The organism is Nostoc sp., from assembly GCF_036919555.1.
Taxonomy (GTDB): Bacteria; Cyanobacteriota; Cyanobacteriia; order Cyanobacteriales; family Nostocaceae; genus Nostoc.
In genome coordinates, this window is sequence record NZ_JBALCS010000059.1 from 1 (window position 1) to 17,353 (window position 17,353).

Sequence of the window (17,353 nt, forward strand, 5' to 3'; positions counted from 1 at the left end):
GCAATATCTAAATGCGTGGTTATACTGATTCGTTTCGGCATAGTTCAGCGTTTTCATCCCTACTTTTATCATAAGTGATTATCCGAACATGATATGAGAAACCTAACGCTCAAGACTTGGTTTATCTGAAAGAATTGATTGAAGCGGGTAAAATTCGTGTGGTGATTGATCGCACATATCCCTTACAAGAACTAGCGGCGGCTCATGATTATAGCGAAACTGGGCGTGCAGTTGGGAAAATTGCGTTGGCGCAGCCCGTCGTAGACATCGCAGTTTCCAGTTAATTGCAAGTCCCAACAACCACCTGGGAATGAATTCCCAGTCTCATCGCTAAAGTCTTCTAAAAAAGACTGAACAAAAGTTTTAGTCCACTTCAGTGGAGTTGAGCTATTAGCCAGAGAATTTATTCTCTGGCGAGATGTGCGGCTAGGTGCGATCGCTGTTTCATCATCCCAGTTTGAAATGGAAAACTATGCCTCCACTCGCCACAGTAGATGGAACACAAATAGAGGCAAATATTCGCATAGCTGAGGAAGCGATCGCTCAAACAGTCCAGCAACAGAATAATAATCAGGATTAGTTGTGTGGTTGGTACATTTTACTGATTACCTGTGCGATGTTAGTATCCCAGAGAAACCTCATACTATTCTTCAGCAAATGGGATATAGCGATCGCTATGATTCTCTAGTGCTAGTCTAATGTACTGAACCAGGCTTCTAAATCTGCGATCGCCTGAAAATCTAACAAAGCTTCACCGAGATTTTCCAATTGTTCTAGAGAAAGAGTTTCAATGCGCTCTAGCACCTCTTGGGGTAATTCTCCTATACGGCGAGTGAGTTGACGGAGAATGAGCGATCGTTCTCGTTGTTCTCCTCTTTGCTCCCCTCTTTCCTCTCCCTCTGCAAGAATTTCTTGATAAATTACCGACTCGCGCATCATACCCTCCCGAAATAGCTGTCTAATGAAGTCTTTTTTGTATTTTAACCCTGCCAAGATTTGGGTGTAAGCTGAAATTTCTGCTCGTTGTCCTGGCTGAAGTTGATTAACTCGTTCCACAACTTGTTTTAACAAGGTTTGCGGTTGCGTGGTTGCTGCCAGTGGTGCTAATGGTAACAAAGCCGGGTCATTAAGGAATAATTCGGGATTTTCGTTCCATATAGGAATCACACGATATTCGTGACGGGTGTTTTCGACACTGAAGACAGTTTCAATTACCGTTTCTGGTGCCGGAGGAAGCAATAATACGACAACTTGCGTTATTGGTAGACGATACAACCGATACAAGCGTACCCAATAATCTAGCATCCGCAGGGGCAGGGGTGGCGTAGATTCTAGTTTGGTTTGAAATTCTAGATGGAGAATGCGCCCTTGTAGTTGTAAAAAGGTAACATAATCAGCCCGAATCGGTTCAATGCTTAATTCGGTTTTCAGGACTTCGACGTTTGTTTGCGGTGTTCCCAAAACCCAACTAGCAAAGGTAACGGGATGTTTTTCGGAAAGTAGTTTGCACAGGTTATCAAAAGACATTAATGATAGACACGAATCTCACAAGGTATTTTTATTATCTCGTGGAGAGTGGTCTAGTGGGCGATCGCAGTTAGTTTGATTGTGCCGTGATGCACAGCCGCTTGTCGTAAGTAGTCTATGTGCGGGGCACACCTTCAGGATGAAACAAAGCTATGAATATAGTGAGCATTTATGTTTAGAAAAAAAGAGCTTGGTTAGGAGACATCGCTCGGCATAAATCCAGATAATCTTGATTAACCCTGATCACGATAATTTTTCCATTTTGCGAATAATATTACTGACTTTTTGAACAAGTTGGCGATCTGGTTATTTCTCAAGCTGTTTAATGCGGTTTAGAGCATCTTGATAGTTGCTTTCTTTTCCTTGTTGCTTATACAAATCGGCAGCTTTACGAAAATCTTCAATTGCAGCTTGCTTATGTCCTAATTCAGAGTGAGCTAAACCTCAGTTGCAATAAGCTAGTGCAAAGTTGGGATTAATTTTGATAGCTTGGTTGTAATCTTCAATTGCTGCTTGCTGATCTCCTAATCGACCGCGAGCTAAACCACGGTAGAAATGAGCTAGTGCATCGTTGGGATTAATTTTGATAGCTTGAGTGAAATCTTCAATTGCTACTTGCTGATATCCTAATCGACCGCGAGCTAAACCACGGTAGAAATGAGCTATTGCATCGTTGGGATTAATTTTGATAGCTTGGTTGTAATCTTTAATTGCTGCTTGCTGATCTCCTAATCGACCGCGAGCTAAACCCCGGTTGTTGTAAGCTAGTGCATTGTTGGGATTAATTTTGATAGCTTGGTTGTAATCTTCAATTGCTGCTTGCTGATCGCCTAATTCCGAGTGAGCTAAACCCCGGTTGTTGTAAGGATTTGCAAAGTTGGGATTAATGTTGATGGCTTGAGTGTAGTCTGCAATTGCTGCTTGCTTATCTCCTAATCCATAGTGAGCATTACCTCGGTTTTTATAAGCATCTACATAGTTGGGATTAATTGTGATGGCTTGGGTGTAATCTTCAATTGCACCGCGAAAATCTTTGTTGTTGTATTTTTCTAATCCTTCTTTATAGTAAGTATCAACACTTTTCTGTTTTATTTTTACTGGATTTGTCTGTCCTAGCAAATAAACAGACTGTGAATTTAACGCTTTTAAAACTTCCTCAGCCGATTGATAACGCTGCTGGTGTTCTTCTTGCAACAATTTATCCTGCATTCGCCCAAATTCTTTACTCACTGGTTGCTGTAAATGCTTTCTCCAAGTACTAACCCAGCCATAACCTTGTCGTTTCCACAACTCCCAAGGGTGAATTCCACTCAACAGATGAAAGCAAGTTGCACCGATACTATATAAATCACTGGCTGGATAAGCTTCACCTCCCTGCATCTGTTCTAATGGTGTATAACCAAATGAACCGATCGCTGTTCCTGGTTGCGTGATCACCGTTGCTGTCAATTGTTTGGATGCACCAAAGTCAATCAGTACCAACTTTCCATCACTGCGACGAATAATATTCTCTGGCTTGATATCGCGGTGAATGACTTTCTGTTGATGAACTGTTTTGAGAATATCTAACAAATCAAGCAATAATTCTCTGACTTTTTGCTCGTTGAAAGTTCCCTGCTGTTGTAATTCCGCTAATAAATTCTGCCCGTCGATAAACTCCTGCACTAAATACAGGCGATTATCTTCATTAAAATACGCCAACAGTGTGGGAATTTGGGGATGTTTGCCTAACTGTTGCAGTCGCCTTGCTTCTTGCTCAAATAGTTCTGTGGCTTTATTGAGTGATGCTGTTCCCTGTACTTGCGGTGCAAATTGTTTAATGAGACAAGGCTCATTGAGTTTGTCTCTATCTTCTGCTAAATAAGTTTTACCAAATCCCCCACTACCTAATGTTTTTATCGGGCGATAGCGGTTTCTCAACACTACCAATCCTGTGCCGCAGTTTGTGCAAAACATTGTGCGATCGCTATTGGGCGGATTGTGGCAAACTGGATTCAGGCAGCAGGTCATAAACTGTGCTTGTATGGGGTATTTATTATCGCTTAACCATAACCCACTCTTTATATAAACCGCAAAATTAAGGCTTACTATTATCTATGTCACAATTGAGGAACAGACAATAAACCCAAGCAATGAACAAGCACAAGCCTGTGTGCGAGTCTGCCAAATGTTATCCAATACCTACAAAGATATTCACCTGTTTGGTTTTGATATCCAAAGTAGAGATATATATATTTTGGCAGGTGACAATCTTCAAATTATTGTATCCCCTAGTGGATTCTGGAGATTTTTAAATGAAACCGAATTTTGAACCAATGACTAGCAAAGAATTAACAGCTTATATACTGGCACACTGAGATGATGATGAGGCTATTCGTGTCTTGTTTAGTCGCCGGAATCCTCCCGACTCGGAAGCAACATGGTACGGGCCAATGTTTGCTGAAGACGGTACACCAATTGAAGAGAATATTCGCATAGCAGAAGAAGCAATTAGGCAACGCATTGAGCAAGGAAATCAAAGCAAGCAAGATTCTTAAAGGTAAGAATAAAAATGTAAGCTGAGGTTATGCCCAAGAAAATCAGATAACTCAAAAGCTTATTGCTGCAAGTCGGGTTTACTTATAAACCTGCAAAGGGTAGCCACAGTAAATGGATGCATCCGCAATTGCCTAAAGCTATCATTATTGCTGGCAAAGATGGTAGCGATGCCAAACCTTATTTAGAAAAGCAAGTCAATGAAGCACTTGAAGAACTAAATAAAATAAAAGAAGACCAGGAGACAGAATAATGAAATATACAATTGTGATTCAATGGTCACAAGAAGACCAATGTTATGTAGTTTTCTTACCTGAGTTTACGGATATAATGCAGCCTTGCACTTACGGAGAGACTTATGAAGATGCTCTTAAAAATGCTCAAGAAGTTTTAGAAATGCTGATTGAATCATCTTTGGCTGATGGTGAAACTCTACCAGAGCCTAAGACACTAGGAAAATCTTTGGAAGTTGCATAAAATTTAGAAATTAAAGGGGTAGCTTATGAACGCATCTGTAAATACAGCCAAAGTCTACGACGAAATTATAGAGTTTATTGCTGCTGGAACCACTCCCCAAAGCGTTATCGATTTCCAACTCTCGGATGCAACCAAAGAGCGTTTAGAGGATTTAGTTTATCGGACAAAAACTGAAGGTCTTACAGGAAGTGACCAGCGAGAGTTAGATCATTTTCTCACGCTAGAGCATATTATGACTTTGGCAAAAGCAAAAGCTTATCAGTACGTTAACCCTAAGTAAGTATTAAAAATGTCTCGTCTATATATTAATACAGAACTGCGGCGTTTAGTTTGCGATCGCGCCGCCCATCTATGCGAGTATTGTTTATATCCAGAAGGAGACGGCTTAAGCTTTCAAGTTAACCATATAATCGACATCAAACACGGCGGCACTACAACAGCAGATAATCTCTGCTATGCCTGTATCTTCTGTAACCTGCAAAAAGGGACAGATTTAGGCTCAATTAATTGGCAAACTGGCGAACTTGTGCGATTTTTTAACCCACGCAGAGACTTTTGGGGTGAGCATTTTCGACTAGATGAGGCTGTGATTCAACATCAAATAGACATCGGTGAAGTCACCGCACGCATTCTAGATTTTAATAGCGATGAAAGGCTTCTAGAGCGACAAGCTTTGATAGCATGTGGTCAATATCCCTCAGCATCGGCACTAAAACAAATAAATAAATAGGTTATGATGTGCGATCGCGCTGACAAATGGGAACTCTATACTTAGCAACTATTGCTACTTCAGCACCAGAACTCCCAAGGTAAATACATAATGGCCTATCAAAATATCACAGCTTCCCTTTCTCCACAAGATATCCAAGAAGTTAAAGCTGCGCTACAGAAAGTCCAACAAAAGCTTCCCTTCTTGATTACTCTCAGCACGGAAGAACGCCGGAAGTTAGTAAAAATGGGCGACAAAAGCCTAGCCTTTGTGAACAATAGCGTCACTGCTGCTCAGTCTAACCGCGAAATTCTTCCAGCCACTTTTGACGTTGAGGAACTTGTTCGGGATTATCAATTAGCCGCTGCGCTCACTGAACTTTTAATCTCAATCCAGCAACTCAGCGAACAAGTAGATGATACCCTAATGGCAGTCGGTAGTGAAGCTATGACTAGCAGTTTGACTGTTTATGATTACGTGAAGACAGCATCAAAAAAGACTCCAGGCTTAAAGACTGTCGCTGAACAGTTGGGCGAACGCTTTAAAGCTATCAAAGGTAGACCAACTAAAGCTGTGTCCGGTTCTTGATAAATTAATACTCATTAATGAGCCTTTGAACTCCATTAATGAGTCTTTGATACTCATTAATGAGTCTTTGAACTCCATTAATGAGCCTTTGAACTCCATTAATGAGCCTTTGAACTCCATTAATGAGTCTTTGATACTCATTAATGAGTCTTTGAACTCCATTAATGAGCCTTTGAACTCCATTAATGAGCCTTTGAACTCCATTAATGAGTCTTTGAACTCCATTAATGAATCTTCAGATACCTCGTTCCCAGTCTCTGACTGGGAATGCCTATTGGCAGGCTCCGCCTCCCGAATTCGCGACAGAGCCGCAATGAAGTACATTTCCAGGTAGAACCTAAAAACGAGATTTATAAAAATTTTGGCGCTCGCAACTTCCACACACCTATATAATAAGATAGTCACTATGAGCTATAACTATATTTTGAAACGTATGCATACATACAGACAGTAAATCCTAAAAGAAAATAAAGAAACTTGTTTTTCGCCTAACCAAATAATAAGATAATAATAGTAGTAGCGTATACAAAAAATTGATTTTTAGCCTCATCTAGCTCATATTTGAGTGCATCTGAGTACAGCTTAATATATTGCAAAATATCTTGATGAAATGTTTGCAAAGACTTACAGGTAAAGTTTATTGTAGCGAGTACATAAATTCTTAAACCCTGCCCTAAAAATACTAGTACCCCCATGATTAAATACTAGCACCCCTACCCCAAGACTAATTTTCAAGTTATGTTAATTCGGGGTTTTAGCGTTTGAGTACAACCTTAATCAATCCAATAAATCCAATCAACATTGGGTTTCCTATCCCGTTGGAAGTCGCCTGATATAAGCATAAAAATAGCACAAGGCTCTTTCTACCAGATAGACATTACCGATGCAACAGTCTTTAGACAGTATCAGCGATTCCCAGACTATCAAAACGCAGGATTCTGCACATACATCCCTGCTGAAAAATCTCCTCTCTGGCGTTTTTTTTGAGCCATTATTGAGTGATTTTCGCATTATCTTTGAGCGCGATCCAGCAGCACGTAATTGGCTAGAAGTAGTGTTTTGCTACCCTGGATTGCACGCGCTATGTTTGCATCGTCTGGCTCACTGGTTACATTGTCGAGGAGTGGGTTTTATCCCCCGCTTTATTTCTCATTTGGGGCGATTTTTGACCGGAATTGAAATTCACCCCGGTGCAGAGATTGGTCAGGGCGTGTTTATCGACCACGGAATGGGTGTTGTCATTGGTGAAACTGCGATCGTCGGCGACTATACATTAATTTATCAGGGCGTCACCCTTGGCGGAACTGGTAAAGAAACTGGTAAGCGTCATCCCACAGTGGGCAAAAATGCAGTGATCGGGGCGGGTGCAAAAGTTTTGGGTAATCTGCAAATTGGCGATCGCGTCCGTATTGGTGCAGGTTCCATTGTCTTGGGGGATGTCCCTAGCGAGCGCACAGTTGTGGGAGTTCCGGGCCGAATTATTTCCCGAAATGAAAGCGCCAGCCTTTCTCCTTTAGAACATGGAAAGCTACCCGATATGGAAGCAACCGTGATTCGTTCTTTGCTCTCGCGCATTGAACAACTGGAAAAACAACTGCAAACTTTAAAACAGGAGTCATTAGTCATTGGTCATTGGTCATTAGCAAATGACATAGACACGCCAGTGGCTTCCCGCAGGGTAGAACAAAGGACGAAGGACAAATGACAAATAACACTTTAGGCGATCAAGTTTTGCAGATTCCTTTGAGCGATCGCTGGCGAATCTATCACCGTTTGCAAGAGTTAAAAATTAAGAGTTCCTGTCCCGCCGATGGTTCTTTACGAGTGCAAGTGAACAATTTGTTAGAAGCAATTCTCATTCGTAGTATAGTTATGCAATTTCTTGCTTCTCGTCACGAATTATTAGAGTGGTTAGAGCGTTGCTGGGATTACAGTGATGAGTCCTGAAGTTTTTCATACCCTACTCCCGTACAGACGCGATTAATCGCGTCTCTCCCACTCCCTATTCCCCTCTTTGTTCATAGATGCACAAACCTTCAATAGGTTTAGAAGTTGAGGCTACTGTATGTTAATAGAATTTGTTGCAGACTGAGATGGATTAGATCGGTTTTAGATTTTGTTCAGTCTACTAAATCTGAAATTTCCCTGACATATAGCAACAATTAAAAAGACGAAATCCCCAAATAAAAATTGGAATTTCTAATTTTTAACTTTTTCCCCAATTAAGAAATTGAAAGTTCGATTATGGCGACTCGTAACAGAAATATAAAACTCCTCAATTTTTTGCAAAATGAACTTGAACTTTCAAAAGCTGATATTGCTGTAGCTCTGCGACACCGGGAATTAGAAAATGGCCCATTACCGATGCTCCTTTGGCAGTATGGTTTAGTTGACTTGGAGCAGCTAGGAAAAATTTTTGACTGGCTAGCAGAACATAGTTAGCAAATTTTCACCCTTTAGCTTTGAGTACCTTTACCTGCCTAAATTACACACTAATGCTCTAGAAAATCTGAGGTTACTAAGATGATTACATCCTTAATTGCTGGTTTCTGTGTTTTACTTTGTTCAGCGTTTGCTAATAGTTATATTAGTTCATTGCTACTCGAACAACATTCAACTGACATCGGTAAAAACGATTAGTAAATTATACATGGTTTTAGTTCCCTGCCATACAGATGTGATGCTACTAATAGGGCAATAATTAAGGATCATGTATCCTACATTATGAATTGTGATATTTTTAGCATTTGCCATCGCTGAGGATTGTAGAGAGAAAGGATATTAAGAATACTTCCAAGAGAGGGATATTTGCAATGAATCAAATCATAATTAATGACACTACATTACGTGATGGCGAGCAAGCAGCAGGTGTTGCTTTTAACCTAGAAGAAAAAGTAGCGATCGCTAAGTTTCTCGATGCCATTGGTATACCCGAATTAGAAGTCGGTATACCAGCAATGGGTGACGAAGAAATACGAGCGATCGCCGCAATTTCTGACTTGGGTTTACAAGCAAAACTCCTGGGCTGGAACCGCGCTGTCATCTCAGATATTAAGGCTTCTATCGCCTGTGGTTTGAACCGGGTGCATATTGCCATTCCCGTCTCTGGTATCCAAATTGCCACTAAATTTCATGGTCAATGGCGAGTAAGTTTACAAAAACTCAAAGACTCCATCAGCTTCGCCCTCGATCAAGGTCTTTGGGTAGCAGTCGGCGGAGAAGATTCTTCCAGGGCTGATGAAAACTTCCTCTTAGATGTAGCGCTTTATGCCCAAGAATGGGGTGCATCCAGATTCCGCTTCTGCGACACCGTAGGAGTTCTCGACCCTTTCTCAACCTATACAAAAGTCAAACGGCTTGTATCAGCGTTGATGATTCCCCTAGAAATCCATACCCACAATGATTTTGGTCTAGCAACTGCCAACGCCCTTGCTGGTATCAAGGCTGGAGCATCATCAGTGAATACCACAGTCAATGGATTGGGTGAAAGGGCGGGAAATGCAGCTCTAGAAGAAGTTGTCATGGCGATCAAACGCATCTACGGCGTTGATTTGGGCATTAAGACTCCCAGTTTGCTGGAACTATCTCAACTAGTTGCAGCCGCATCCGGTGCAACTGTACCACCTTGGAAGGCGATCGTCGGCGAAAATACCTTTGCTCACGAATCTGGCATCCATGCTCACGGAGTATTGCAAAACCCCATTACCTACGAACCATTTGCCCCTGAAGAAGTGGGTTGGGAACGGCGTTTAGTATTAGGTAAACATTCTGGACGGCATTTGGTTTCAAACTTGCTAGAGCAGCATGGAATTTTCTTAAACTCAGAAGAAACCCAGTCTGTTTTAGATGCAGTGCGCCATAAATCGGTACAGAAAAAACGCAGTTTGACGACAGAAGAACTATTGAATTTGGTCAGAGAACAGAGGTACTCTCATGCGACGTGATGAATTAGAACTAAACTTGCCACCTGCTTTTGAAATTGGTGAAAAAGTAAGAGTTCGTAAGCTGCTCAAAAACGATGGTACTTTTCCTGGTAAGGAAGTCGGCCATGTTTTAGTAAATAAGGGAGATATCGGCTATATAGCGAGTATAGGCACATATTTGCAGACTTCCTATATCTATGCTGTGCATTTCTTAGAAACAGGGTTCGTCGTCGGCTGTATGAAAAAAGAACTAGAATCTGTTGAGGAATCTCATGAAAGTAATGCTACGCATGAATGACGCCGGCACTTTAGTAGTTTACGTTGCTAAAAAAGACCTTGAGGAAGAAGTCGTCAAACAAACCGATGGAAATGATGGGAAGATTCTCACCCTAGCAAATGGTTGGGAATTGGAATTTCGTGATTTGCCAGATGCAGCAAATTTACCCCAAACTGTAGAAGCTAAACGCCTCTCGTAACAAGAATAGGGAGTTATGAGTTATGAATAATGATTCTTAACTCCTAACTCCTAACTCCTAACTCTAAACTCCTCACTCCTAACTTTTTATCAATCATGGGTGACAAGTATTTGACGTTATCAGAATTGAACCTTGAGGGACAGTTACTAGGTTTTGTTGGTGGTGAACCAGGAAAATATAAATACATGCAATTGGCAGTTCCATCTGGAAATGTGGAAATTAAACTGCCTAAAGAGTTACGCCGTTCTTTAAGTTCATCCTTAGTTCCTGGTCAGCAAATTCGCGTTTGTGGTCATAGTAAGCTAGACTCGCGCACAAGTAAAATTAAAATCAAAGCCTATCGGGTGACACCAATTGATGCGTGTCCAAATCAAGATTTACCACTCCAACCGAAAGCGAGGATTATGGTATGTCAAAAGGGCGGTTGTCTTAAACGTGGTGGTAAAGGGTTATTATCGGAATTAGAAAAAACTTTGTGCGATCGCGGTTTGTTAGACAAAGTTACCATTGAACATACTAGTTGTCAAAAATGCTGTAGCAGCGCCCCCAACTGTGTTTTAGAACTTGGTAAAAAGAAATACAAGAATATTCATCCAGATGCGATCGCATCTTTGCTAGAAAGTCACTTAACTTCAGAGTCATAACCTTCTCTAGCTATTCTTAAAATAATACACAATTTTGTAGGGGTAAAATTTTTACCCCTATTTGTTGTAAATATTGTTTATGTAGCACTCTTGTCAAACTGCGATCGGCTAAGTTATAACTGCTGCACTGCTAGTAATAGCCTGCCTTGGCGAATGGAATAGAGCCTCCGGCACGCTGACGCGAACGAGGCTAGACAGACAAAACTCACCTCCGTGGGTTTCAAATTCCTAGAGTCCGCGTAGGCGGACTTCGTTTGTGTAGCCGCGATTTCTAATCGCCGGGTATATTTGCACTCATTGAGATGCTCCTCCTAGTTATTGTGTATAAATTTTCCGCAAATATCTTAAATAGCTAAAAATCAATGTCTTTGTTTAGCAATTTACTCAACTTACATTCAACAAGCAAGCCGCTTGAAGATTTTTTTACTGAGATTGTTGCTTATTTTTTATCTCTTAATAATGATATTTTTATTGATTGGTTAAAACATCACTCAATTCTTAGTGATGATAATTATTCCAGCATCAAGATTTCAACCCAACAAGAACACAAAGGACTGGAAAGCCATACAGAGGATAGCAGACTTGATATTGTAGTTGAACTTTCAACTGGTTTAACTACAGATGTAATATTTATTGAATCAAAAATTGGCTCTAAGGATGGAAATAATGCCTTAAGAAAATATGCTGAAATTTTGAGTAATTTACCAAATGTCAGACATCGAATTTTAATTTACATCACCCGTGATTATGACCCAAAAGAAGAAATAAAACAATATTGCCTTAATTTATCACCCAAGGTAAATTTTTTACAACTGAGGTGGCATCAATTTTATGCCCGCTTACAACAACACGCGACTGATATCTTAGCCAAAGAAATATTAATTTTCATGAGGAGAAATGGAATGTCTACCACAAATCAATTTTCATCAGTTGACTTATTGACAATGGTGAATTTTAACAAAACTCTGATTTTGATGGAATCAACCCTGAGTGAAAAAGTGAAAGAGGAATTTCAGTTAGCTTTTGGAAATGTAGCTGGAAGGACTGCAAGTATGACTCAATGGACATGGGGCAGTAGATATATTATCTATACTCATTTTTCTGGCTGGAATTTTTGGTGTGGTCTTGGATATTTTAATTTAAATCCAGATAGTTTAACGGAATATCCATATCTAGGTATATGTTTAGAGGTTTCTCCTACTTTTGTAGAACGCCCAAAAATTATTAAATCTATGCAGAATGTAGTTAACGAGAAGCCTGACATATGGACTTCAAATAATTTAACTGTTACACCAGCTTGGTCAAGTATATTTTATCGAAAAAATCTACAAGAACTTTTATCTGAAAAAGACCAGTTATCTGCTACTAAATTCTTTTTCAAAGACTCAATAAAGGAATTGAAAATGATCCAGGAACAATATTTTAATTTTCCCTGGAAGGGTGTAAGTATAGAAACAGTTACAGAAGCTGATAAAGAAGACCTAGACACCTCAGCATCCTCCACAACATAACTTTAATCAGCTATCGCTATATTAAGATAAAAATAACTCTGCATTCTCGTAGTTGTTATCAGCCTTACTACTGCTAAAGGCTTTACTATAGCTGAATATCACCGTCTAGCTGACTCGGCTTCTTCGAGGAGGATGAGCGAGTAGGGCTAATAAGGGTGAAATAGTCCAGATAGCAGCAAAAGGTACACCGCACTCTGTTTGTAAAACACGCCTAGAGCGACAATTATATAAGCTAGTAGGCGATCGCGCAACCCTGCGAGGACAATAACCAATTACGCTAAGGCGGGGATTTTCAGCCAAGTCTAAAATTTTCTCATTAATTCTATCTCGAATATCAGTAGATAATTTTTTTAATTGTTTTACAGCCCTATTTTAAATTTCTATTTGATAGGTTACGATTCTAATTCTTGTTTATATTGTTCCCAAGTAATAGTAGGTTCATTTTCCGCTTTTTCAAACGCTTTAATATCCTCTTCATCCTCTACTTTCCTAATATCTAACAGTTCTAATACATCTTCTAAAGTGTCTTCATAAGCTTCTTCTAGTCTTTTATTGATTGCTTTTAACAACTCTTGTCTTTTCGTTGTAGTTTCCATCATTAACCTCTGCAACTGCAAAAATTTTGATTTTAGAGTATTAGATATGAACAATATAGCGGTTCTCGGTTGAGTGAGGTACAAGAACCCCACCCCCTCCCCACAAGCGAAGAGGGGGCGATGATGTACCTCATGTGATTAGGAAACGCTATAATCATTCTTCAAATGTTGATACGGTGCGAATAAGTTCTCTAGTAATTTCCGGTAATTCAAAGTCTCCCAAATTTGCAAAACGATCCTCAAGCATAGTAGCTAAGTTTAAGGGATGTTCGTGAGCCAGTGGGTTGGGCGGGTTTCCAGACTTGAAGCACCTGGCGTGATTTTATGTTAAAGCTAGACGAAGAATTTCTCTAGCTTCTTCTTCGAGAGAACAGCCATGCTTTTCGGCTCGTTTTTGTAGACGAGATTGGGTTTCATCATCAAGATTATTTGGAGAATCACTTGAGTATTTTTTGTATTTGATAACTCTGCGAGATAAAAAATGCCCTTACTTTCTAGTAAGAGCATTGAAATTAACTTATTTAATGTTTCGTGGGGGAATTTATAGAGTTTTATTGCTGCGAATAGTCTCTACCCAATTGCTACGATGATTGATTTCTTGCGTAGCTTGCTACCAGCTAAGGCCAGACCGACGATTCCTAAACCAGCGAGACTAGCAGGCTCAGGAGTCGATTTGACAATAGTAGATTTAGTAAATTCAAATGCAATGGTTTGTGTGCCGTTGAATTTGTTGGCATCATAGCCAGTGGTTAGCAACGGCTGCGTTACATTGCCCTGTGCTAGAAACGAGATTCCATTAAGATAATTTCCAGAGTTGATGACATTAAGATTAAATGTATTGTCCTGGCCGTTGTTGGTAAAGTAACTACTAGTCAAATCACCATAACCGACAACACCATTACTTTGTTTTACCTGACTTTCGTAAGAATTCCCTCCTCCTGCCAAACCACCATATGTAGCAACAGTATAGCCTTCTTTGATATCAGTAACTGTCTTTGCCTGAACACCACTATAAACACCTAGTTGTTGTACCCCTGAAGCATTAACTGAGGAGAAATGAATACCAAACAAATCCCCACTACTCATAGCATTATCAAAGGTCTTACCGGCCATGTTGAAGAACAAATCACCATATCCAATCTGACCGCCTGTAGCACCCCCTTCAGCCTGTCCTGTTAACTTCATATTGCCATTGATTGCCACAATGATGCTGGTAGCAGTTTCTTTGATAGCCATACCAGAGATATCGTAGGGATTTACTGTCCCTGATGCAGCACCAACCCCGTCGTACCCGTTCATCCCATCTTTGTTTGAATCAAATGCATACTGCCAGCCGCTAGCATCATTCGGATTTTGACCCACCAAAAGACCGGTAGTGTCGTTCATACACTCCAAAGATATGCTAAATGCTGTTCCCTTTAAGTCGGAGGCATATGCTCCTTGACCAGCCACAAAGAAGATTCCAAAAGTGGTAACGCCAACCTTGAGTAAATTGAATAAACCGTGAGTTTTCATGTTTTATAAATTGATTAAGAGAATCACAATTTTCTAGACTTCTCTATTTGTAATTTGAATTATAAAAATAGAGAAGCGTGATTTTTCTGAAATATAATTTGGATAACTTAACGGGAATTTTATAAACCTCAAAAAACAAGTTACATATTTAGTTAAAATTGCTTTTATCTAACCCAATTATATTAAAGGTGATAATAGGAGCAAAGCCAAGCAGGTCTAGTAGCCTACGATTTTCTGCACCCATTTAATTAGATAATTTTGAAAAACTTTTAGGTTTGTGTAATTTCAATAAACTATGTCCCGCGAGCATCTCCGTACAGGGCATCTAAACCCGCGATCGCTAGAAGTTTTTTGTCTGCATTGATCTACTTTAGAAAATAATATCCGATTCTGATGAACACTTGGGCATTTACATTGCACTCTTGCTAGTTAAGGGAGTCAGGAGTCAGGGGTCGAAATCAATAAGCCGGCTGACGACTGACACCTTTATTCTGCTTCTTAGCTAAAGATGCAACCCTCTGAATCAAATCAAACCTTCCATCGCGTGTTGCAAATCATTCGTTACATCAGCAACAGCTTGTCTAGCAGCCAAACGATTCCCTTGATACGTCGGGTAGCGCTCAGAAATAGATATCGGTTTACCCACGGTAATTTTTACCTTTTGCTTACCCAATTGTGGACGCTGTAAAGCTTTATCACCTTTGATTTTAGCAATCATCTGCCATAAAATTAAAATCGTCTCAGCAAACCTTTCTACCGTTGGATTTTCACGGATATAATTACCAGAAACTGCCACAAAACTTTCTACTAAACGCATATGCCACATCCGCGCATTCGTTTCTTCAGCAACGCGATCGCCTAAAGCTTTTTCGACAGCAGACACTCCTTTTACATCCTTAAATTCTTCTCTGAATATATAATTCCAACCTGCTTGTTCTACTCGCCGACAACGGTCACTAAAATTACCTTTTGGCTGCAAATTAAAATACTGTTCTGATATTAACAGCGCTGCATTCAACAAAGCTTGTAAACGAACTGCTAACGCTTCATTTCTATCTGGCATTTGCCCATTGACAATCTTCGCATCTGCCAGTTTTTGATGATAAAACCGTATGTAAAATTCTTCCATCAGCGAAAGTAAATGTTCTGCCAAAGTCAACAATCGGGGATAAAGGGACTCCACAGAAGCAAGTTCTGGTGGATTCACAGGTAAACCACTAGCCGTTTCCAATTCACTTAAAAGATTTGCGATCGCATCCCAAGGAGCATCAACATAACTATATTTAATCCCAACTGGTACAATTAGAACCTGTTGGTCGCGTCCAGCTTTCTGCAAATCTTCAGCACACCAAAAGCCTAATTGGGCGATACCAGGTTCTAAGGGGCTAATATTCTCTGATAAACCATTGGTAGCACCTTCTGGCGCAGCCGCCATCGGGAATTTCCCATTGGCGAACAAGTCACGCGCCGAACGTAACCCCGTCCAGTCAGCCTTACCGCGCTGAATCGGAGTAGCACCTAAACGAGAAGCAATCCAACCTACATAAGAACCTGCCCATAGAGGAATGCCGCGATCATAGATAAAATGAGCGTGAATCGGATATTCTAGCGCTATACCTTGCGATCGCGCTACCTTCGGCACGAGCTGAGAAAACAAGTAGCTCAAACAAAATGGATCGTCTGTTTTCGGATGGCGAAATGCCAACATAAAACGGATCTTACCTTCCTGAAACTGGCGATAGAGATCCACCAAAACCTCTACGTTGTCTGCTTCAATTTGGGTAATAGCTGTTTGCCAGTTAATGTAAGTTGGTAGTAAAAGCTGGACAACTCGTAAAAATAAGGGGTTAAACGCCGGAGGAATAAATTCTAAGGGTGCCTGTGCTTGATAAATTACATCTGCCAAGGTAGTTTCTCCTAAAGATGCCGCGATTTCTAATCGCCCAGTGTTATTTCTTTTAAGTTATCTTAACGGCTGTAAAATCCCCTGACGTTACGAATTACGTTAGCGTAGCGTTAGTGAGTCTTCGAGCGTCATTACGAATTATTTTAATGAACCGCACCTACGCAGACTTATAGAGTGTTTTCTGTTGCGATGAAAAGTATGGGTAGATAGTGGAGGTTTAGCGGCACTTGCAAATCTTAATAACAGGACAGACTCAAGCTAAATCCTGGCAATACATCTTCACCTGATAATTGTGTGGGAAGATTTTGCACTTTCACATCTTGTTTTTGGCGATAAATTTCCACTTGCTGCTGTTGGGGGTTAATTAACCATGCCAATTGCACGCCTGCATCCATATATTCTTCCATTTTGGAACGCAACATTTCCAAATCATCTGTTGCTGACCTTAATTCAATGACAAAATTGGGTGCAATGGGGGGAAATTTGCGTCTTTGTTCAGGTGTAAGTCCTTGCCAACGTTCTCGTTGAATCCAAGCGGCATCTGGGGAACGGTCAGCACCATTGGGTAATTTGAATATAGTAGAAGAACTGAAAGTGTAACCAAGTCCAGTTTGCCGATTCCAGATTCCCAGATCAATAATTAAATCTGCTTCTCGATTGCCGCTTTCTCCTCCAACGGGGGACATAATGATTAATTCTCCCTTGGTAGTGCGTTCAAATTTCAATTCGCGGTTATTTTGACATAAGTGATAAAATTGTTCGTCACTTAGGTTAACGGTGTCTAGTTTTAATGTCAGAGGACTCATAACCTAGACCTAGATTAAATAGTTGCAAAGCATTATATCATGCCATATCTTAACGGCTGTAAGATGCTTATCGCGCTCACCACGCAGGTTCAAAAACTAGGATACCTTCTTAGTCCGCCCAGGCGGACGAAAGTTTGTGT

At 40.4% G+C, this 17,353-nt stretch carries 20 protein-coding genes and 4 pseudogenes; 17 read left to right on the forward strand and 7 right to left on the reverse strand.

Going from position 1 to position 17,353, the window contains the following annotated elements; genetic code table 11:
- Positions 1-95: 95 nt before the first annotated feature.
- A pseudogene (locus V7K36_RS17555) lies at positions 96-284 on the forward strand (zinc-binding dehydrogenase); the annotation flags it as partial.
- Between the two features lie 406 nt (positions 285-690).
- Here the strand turns inward: V7K36_RS17555 and V7K36_RS17560 are convergent.
- Both V7K36_RS17560 and V7K36_RS17565 read right to left on the reverse strand, forming a co-directional pair.
- Positions 691-1,527: an Rpn family recombination-promoting nuclease/putative transposase gene (locus V7K36_RS17560; protein ID WP_335117781.1), complete on the reverse strand. Its 837-nt coding sequence runs from the start codon at positions 1,525-1,527 to the stop codon at positions 691-693.
- 444 nt (positions 1,528-1,971) lie between these two features.
- Positions 1,972-3,537 (reverse strand): serine/threonine-protein kinase, encoded by a 1,566-nt coding sequence (locus V7K36_RS17565; RefSeq protein WP_335117783.1) that lies wholly within the window; start codon positions 3,535-3,537, stop codon positions 1,972-1,974.
- A gap of 109 nt (positions 3,538-3,646) precedes the next feature.
- Between V7K36_RS17565 and V7K36_RS34165 the strand changes: the two genes are divergently transcribed.
- The 16 genes and pseudogenes from V7K36_RS34165 to V7K36_RS17640 form a co-directional block, all read left to right on the forward strand.
- On the forward strand, positions 3,647-3,838 hold the full coding sequence (locus V7K36_RS34165) for a DUF6888 family protein (RefSeq protein ID WP_442948479.1): 192 nt from the start codon (positions 3,647-3,649) through the stop codon (positions 3,836-3,838).
- A 46-nt stretch (positions 3,839-3,884) separates the two neighbouring features.
- Positions 3,885-4,064, forward strand: a pseudogene (locus V7K36_RS17570) (DUF6887 family protein); the annotation flags it as partial.
- A gap of 62 nt (positions 4,065-4,126) precedes the next feature.
- Positions 4,127-4,315, forward strand: a complete 189-nt coding sequence (locus tag V7K36_RS17575; protein ID WP_335117787.1) for a type II toxin-antitoxin system HicA family toxin — start codon at positions 4,127-4,129, stop codon at positions 4,313-4,315.
- On the forward strand, positions 4,315-4,539 hold the full coding sequence (locus tag V7K36_RS17580; protein WP_335117789.1) for a type II toxin-antitoxin system HicB family antitoxin: 225 nt from the start codon (positions 4,315-4,317) through the stop codon (positions 4,537-4,539). Before V7K36_RS17575 ends, V7K36_RS17580 begins: the two co-directional genes overlap by 1 nt.
- A gap of 25 nt (positions 4,540-4,564) precedes the next feature.
- On the forward strand, positions 4,565-4,819 hold the full coding sequence (locus tag V7K36_RS17585; RefSeq protein WP_335117791.1) for a hypothetical protein: 255 nt from the start codon (positions 4,565-4,567) through the stop codon (positions 4,817-4,819).
- A gap of 9 nt (positions 4,820-4,828) precedes the next feature.
- Positions 4,829-5,269 carry an HNH endonuclease gene (locus V7K36_RS17590; protein ID WP_335117793.1) on the forward strand — a complete coding sequence of 147 codons (441 nt, stop codon included), beginning with the start codon at positions 4,829-4,831 and terminating at the stop codon, positions 5,267-5,269.
- Positions 5,270-5,359: 90 nt separating this feature from the next.
- Positions 5,360-5,836 (forward strand): hypothetical protein, encoded by a 477-nt coding sequence (locus V7K36_RS17595; RefSeq protein WP_335117795.1) that lies wholly within the window; start codon positions 5,360-5,362, stop codon positions 5,834-5,836.
- Positions 5,837-6,719: 883 nt separating this feature from the next.
- A complete protein-coding gene (gene cysE, locus V7K36_RS17600; protein ID WP_335117797.1) occupies positions 6,720-7,541 on the forward strand; it encodes a serine O-acetyltransferase in 822 nt (273 codons plus the stop codon).
- A complete protein-coding gene (locus V7K36_RS17605; RefSeq protein WP_335117799.1) occupies positions 7,538-7,783 on the forward strand; it encodes an Asr1405/Asl0597 family protein in 246 nt (81 codons plus the stop codon). Before cysE ends, V7K36_RS17605 begins: the two co-directional genes overlap by 4 nt.
- Before the next feature lie 297 nt (positions 7,784-8,080).
- The gene (locus V7K36_RS17610) at positions 8,081-8,278 is read left to right on the forward strand and encodes a DUF2949 domain-containing protein (protein WP_334833269.1); all 198 of its coding nucleotides are present in this window, start codon (positions 8,081-8,083) and stop codon (positions 8,276-8,278) included.
- A gap of 371 nt (positions 8,279-8,649) precedes the next feature.
- Complete coding sequence (nifV, locus tag V7K36_RS17615) at positions 8,650-9,780, forward strand: homocitrate synthase (protein ID WP_334833267.1); 1,131 nt, start codon at positions 8,650-8,652, stop codon at positions 9,778-9,780.
- Positions 9,770-10,057 (forward strand): nitrogen fixation protein NifZ, encoded by a 288-nt coding sequence (locus V7K36_RS17620; RefSeq protein ID WP_335117801.1) that lies wholly within the window; start codon positions 9,770-9,772, stop codon positions 10,055-10,057. Before nifV ends, V7K36_RS17620 begins: the two co-directional genes overlap by 11 nt.
- Positions 10,032-10,235 (forward strand): putative nitrogen fixation protein NifT, encoded by a 204-nt coding sequence (gene nifT, locus V7K36_RS17625; protein WP_273768323.1) that lies wholly within the window; start codon positions 10,032-10,034, stop codon positions 10,233-10,235. The genes V7K36_RS17620 and nifT overlap by 26 nt, the downstream gene beginning before the upstream one ends.
- 95 nt (positions 10,236-10,330) lie before the next feature.
- Complete coding sequence (locus V7K36_RS17630; protein ID WP_335117803.1) at positions 10,331-10,879, forward strand: (2Fe-2S) ferredoxin domain-containing protein; 549 nt, start codon at positions 10,331-10,333, stop codon at positions 10,877-10,879.
- 362 nt (positions 10,880-11,241) lie between these two features.
- The gene (locus tag V7K36_RS17635; protein WP_335117805.1) at positions 11,242-12,390 is read left to right on the forward strand and encodes a PD-(D/E)XK nuclease family protein; all 1,149 of its coding nucleotides are present in this window, start codon (positions 11,242-11,244) and stop codon (positions 12,388-12,390) included.
- Positions 12,391-12,447: 57 nt separating this feature from the next.
- Positions 12,448-12,655, forward strand: a pseudogene (locus V7K36_RS17640) (Uma2 family endonuclease); the annotation flags it as partial.
- Between the two features lie 127 nt (positions 12,656-12,782).
- On the opposite strand, the gene V7K36_RS17645 reads toward V7K36_RS17640, so the two are convergent.
- The 5 genes and pseudogenes from V7K36_RS17645 to V7K36_RS17660 all read right to left on the reverse strand — a co-directional run bounded on the left by V7K36_RS17645 (position 12,783) and on the right by V7K36_RS17660 (position 17,213).
- The gene (locus tag V7K36_RS17645) at positions 12,783-12,986 is read right to left on the reverse strand and encodes a hypothetical protein (protein ID WP_335117824.1); all 204 of its coding nucleotides are present in this window, start codon (positions 12,984-12,986) and stop codon (positions 12,783-12,785) included.
- 154 nt (positions 12,987-13,140) lie between these two features.
- A pseudogene (locus tag V7K36_RS34170) lies at positions 13,141-13,449 on the reverse strand (FitA-like ribbon-helix-helix domain-containing protein).
- A 107-nt stretch (positions 13,450-13,556) separates the two neighbouring features.
- The gene (locus V7K36_RS17650) at positions 13,557-14,372 is read right to left on the reverse strand and encodes an XDD3 family exosortase-dependent surface protein (RefSeq protein ID WP_335117807.1); all 816 of its coding nucleotides are present in this window, start codon (positions 14,370-14,372) and stop codon (positions 13,557-13,559) included.
- Between the two features lie 652 nt (positions 14,373-15,024).
- Positions 15,025-16,407 carry a 1-acyl-sn-glycerol-3-phosphate acyltransferase gene (locus V7K36_RS17655; RefSeq protein ID WP_335117809.1) on the reverse strand — a complete coding sequence of 461 codons (1,383 nt, stop codon included), beginning with the start codon at positions 16,405-16,407 and terminating at the stop codon, positions 15,025-15,027.
- A 236-nt stretch (positions 16,408-16,643) separates the two neighbouring features.
- Positions 16,644-17,213: a Uma2 family endonuclease gene (locus V7K36_RS17660; protein ID WP_335117810.1), complete on the reverse strand. Its 570-nt coding sequence runs from the start codon at positions 17,211-17,213 to the stop codon at positions 16,644-16,646.
- Between the last annotated feature and the right edge of the window lie 140 nt (positions 17,214-17,353).

What these genes read in the sequence shown, in the direction of transcription:
- V7K36_RS17585 (WP_335117791.1), top strand. Translation starts at nt 4,565, where the DNA reads ATGAACGCATCTGTAAATACAGCCAAAGTCTACGACGAAATTATAGAG.
- V7K36_RS17660 (WP_335117810.1), bottom strand. Translation starts at nt 17,213, where the DNA reads ATGAGTCCTCTGACATTAAAACTAGACACCGTTAACCTAAGTGACGAA.
- V7K36_RS17560 (WP_335117781.1), bottom strand. Translation starts at nt 1,527, where the DNA reads ATGTCTTTTGATAACCTGTGCAAACTACTTTCCGAAAAACATCCCGTT.
- cysE (WP_335117797.1), top strand. Translation starts at nt 6,720, where the DNA reads ATGCAACAGTCTTTAGACAGTATCAGCGATTCCCAGACTATCAAAACG.
- V7K36_RS17650 (WP_335117807.1), bottom strand. Translation starts at nt 14,372, where the DNA reads ATGAACGACACTACCGGTCTTTTGGTGGGTCAAAATCCGAATGATGCT.
- V7K36_RS17595 (WP_335117795.1), top strand. Translation starts at nt 5,360, where the DNA reads ATGGCCTATCAAAATATCACAGCTTCCCTTTCTCCACAAGATATCCAA.
- V7K36_RS17605 (WP_335117799.1), top strand. Translation starts at nt 7,538, where the DNA reads ATGACAAATAACACTTTAGGCGATCAAGTTTTGCAGATTCCTTTGAGC.
- V7K36_RS17630 (WP_335117803.1), top strand. Translation starts at nt 10,331, where the DNA reads ATGGGTGACAAGTATTTGACGTTATCAGAATTGAACCTTGAGGGACAG.
- V7K36_RS17610 (WP_334833269.1), top strand. Translation starts at nt 8,081, where the DNA reads ATGGCGACTCGTAACAGAAATATAAAACTCCTCAATTTTTTGCAAAAT.
- V7K36_RS17580 (WP_335117789.1), top strand. Translation starts at nt 4,315, where the DNA reads ATGAAATATACAATTGTGATTCAATGGTCACAAGAAGACCAATGTTAT.
- nifV (WP_334833267.1), top strand. Translation starts at nt 8,650, where the DNA reads ATGAATCAAATCATAATTAATGACACTACATTACGTGATGGCGAGCAA.
- V7K36_RS17645 (WP_335117824.1), bottom strand. Translation starts at nt 12,986, where the DNA reads ATGGAAACTACAACGAAAAGACAAGAGTTGTTAAAAGCAATCAATAAA.
- V7K36_RS17635 (WP_335117805.1), top strand. Translation starts at nt 11,242, where the DNA reads ATGTCTTTGTTTAGCAATTTACTCAACTTACATTCAACAAGCAAGCCG.
- V7K36_RS17590 (WP_335117793.1), top strand. Translation starts at nt 4,829, where the DNA reads ATGTCTCGTCTATATATTAATACAGAACTGCGGCGTTTAGTTTGCGAT.
- V7K36_RS17565 (WP_335117783.1), bottom strand. Translation starts at nt 3,537, where the DNA reads ATGACCTGCTGCCTGAATCCAGTTTGCCACAATCCGCCCAATAGCGAT.
- nifT (WP_273768323.1), top strand. Translation starts at nt 10,032, where the DNA reads ATGAAAGTAATGCTACGCATGAATGACGCCGGCACTTTAGTAGTTTAC.
- V7K36_RS17620 (WP_335117801.1), top strand. Translation starts at nt 9,770, where the DNA reads ATGCGACGTGATGAATTAGAACTAAACTTGCCACCTGCTTTTGAAATT.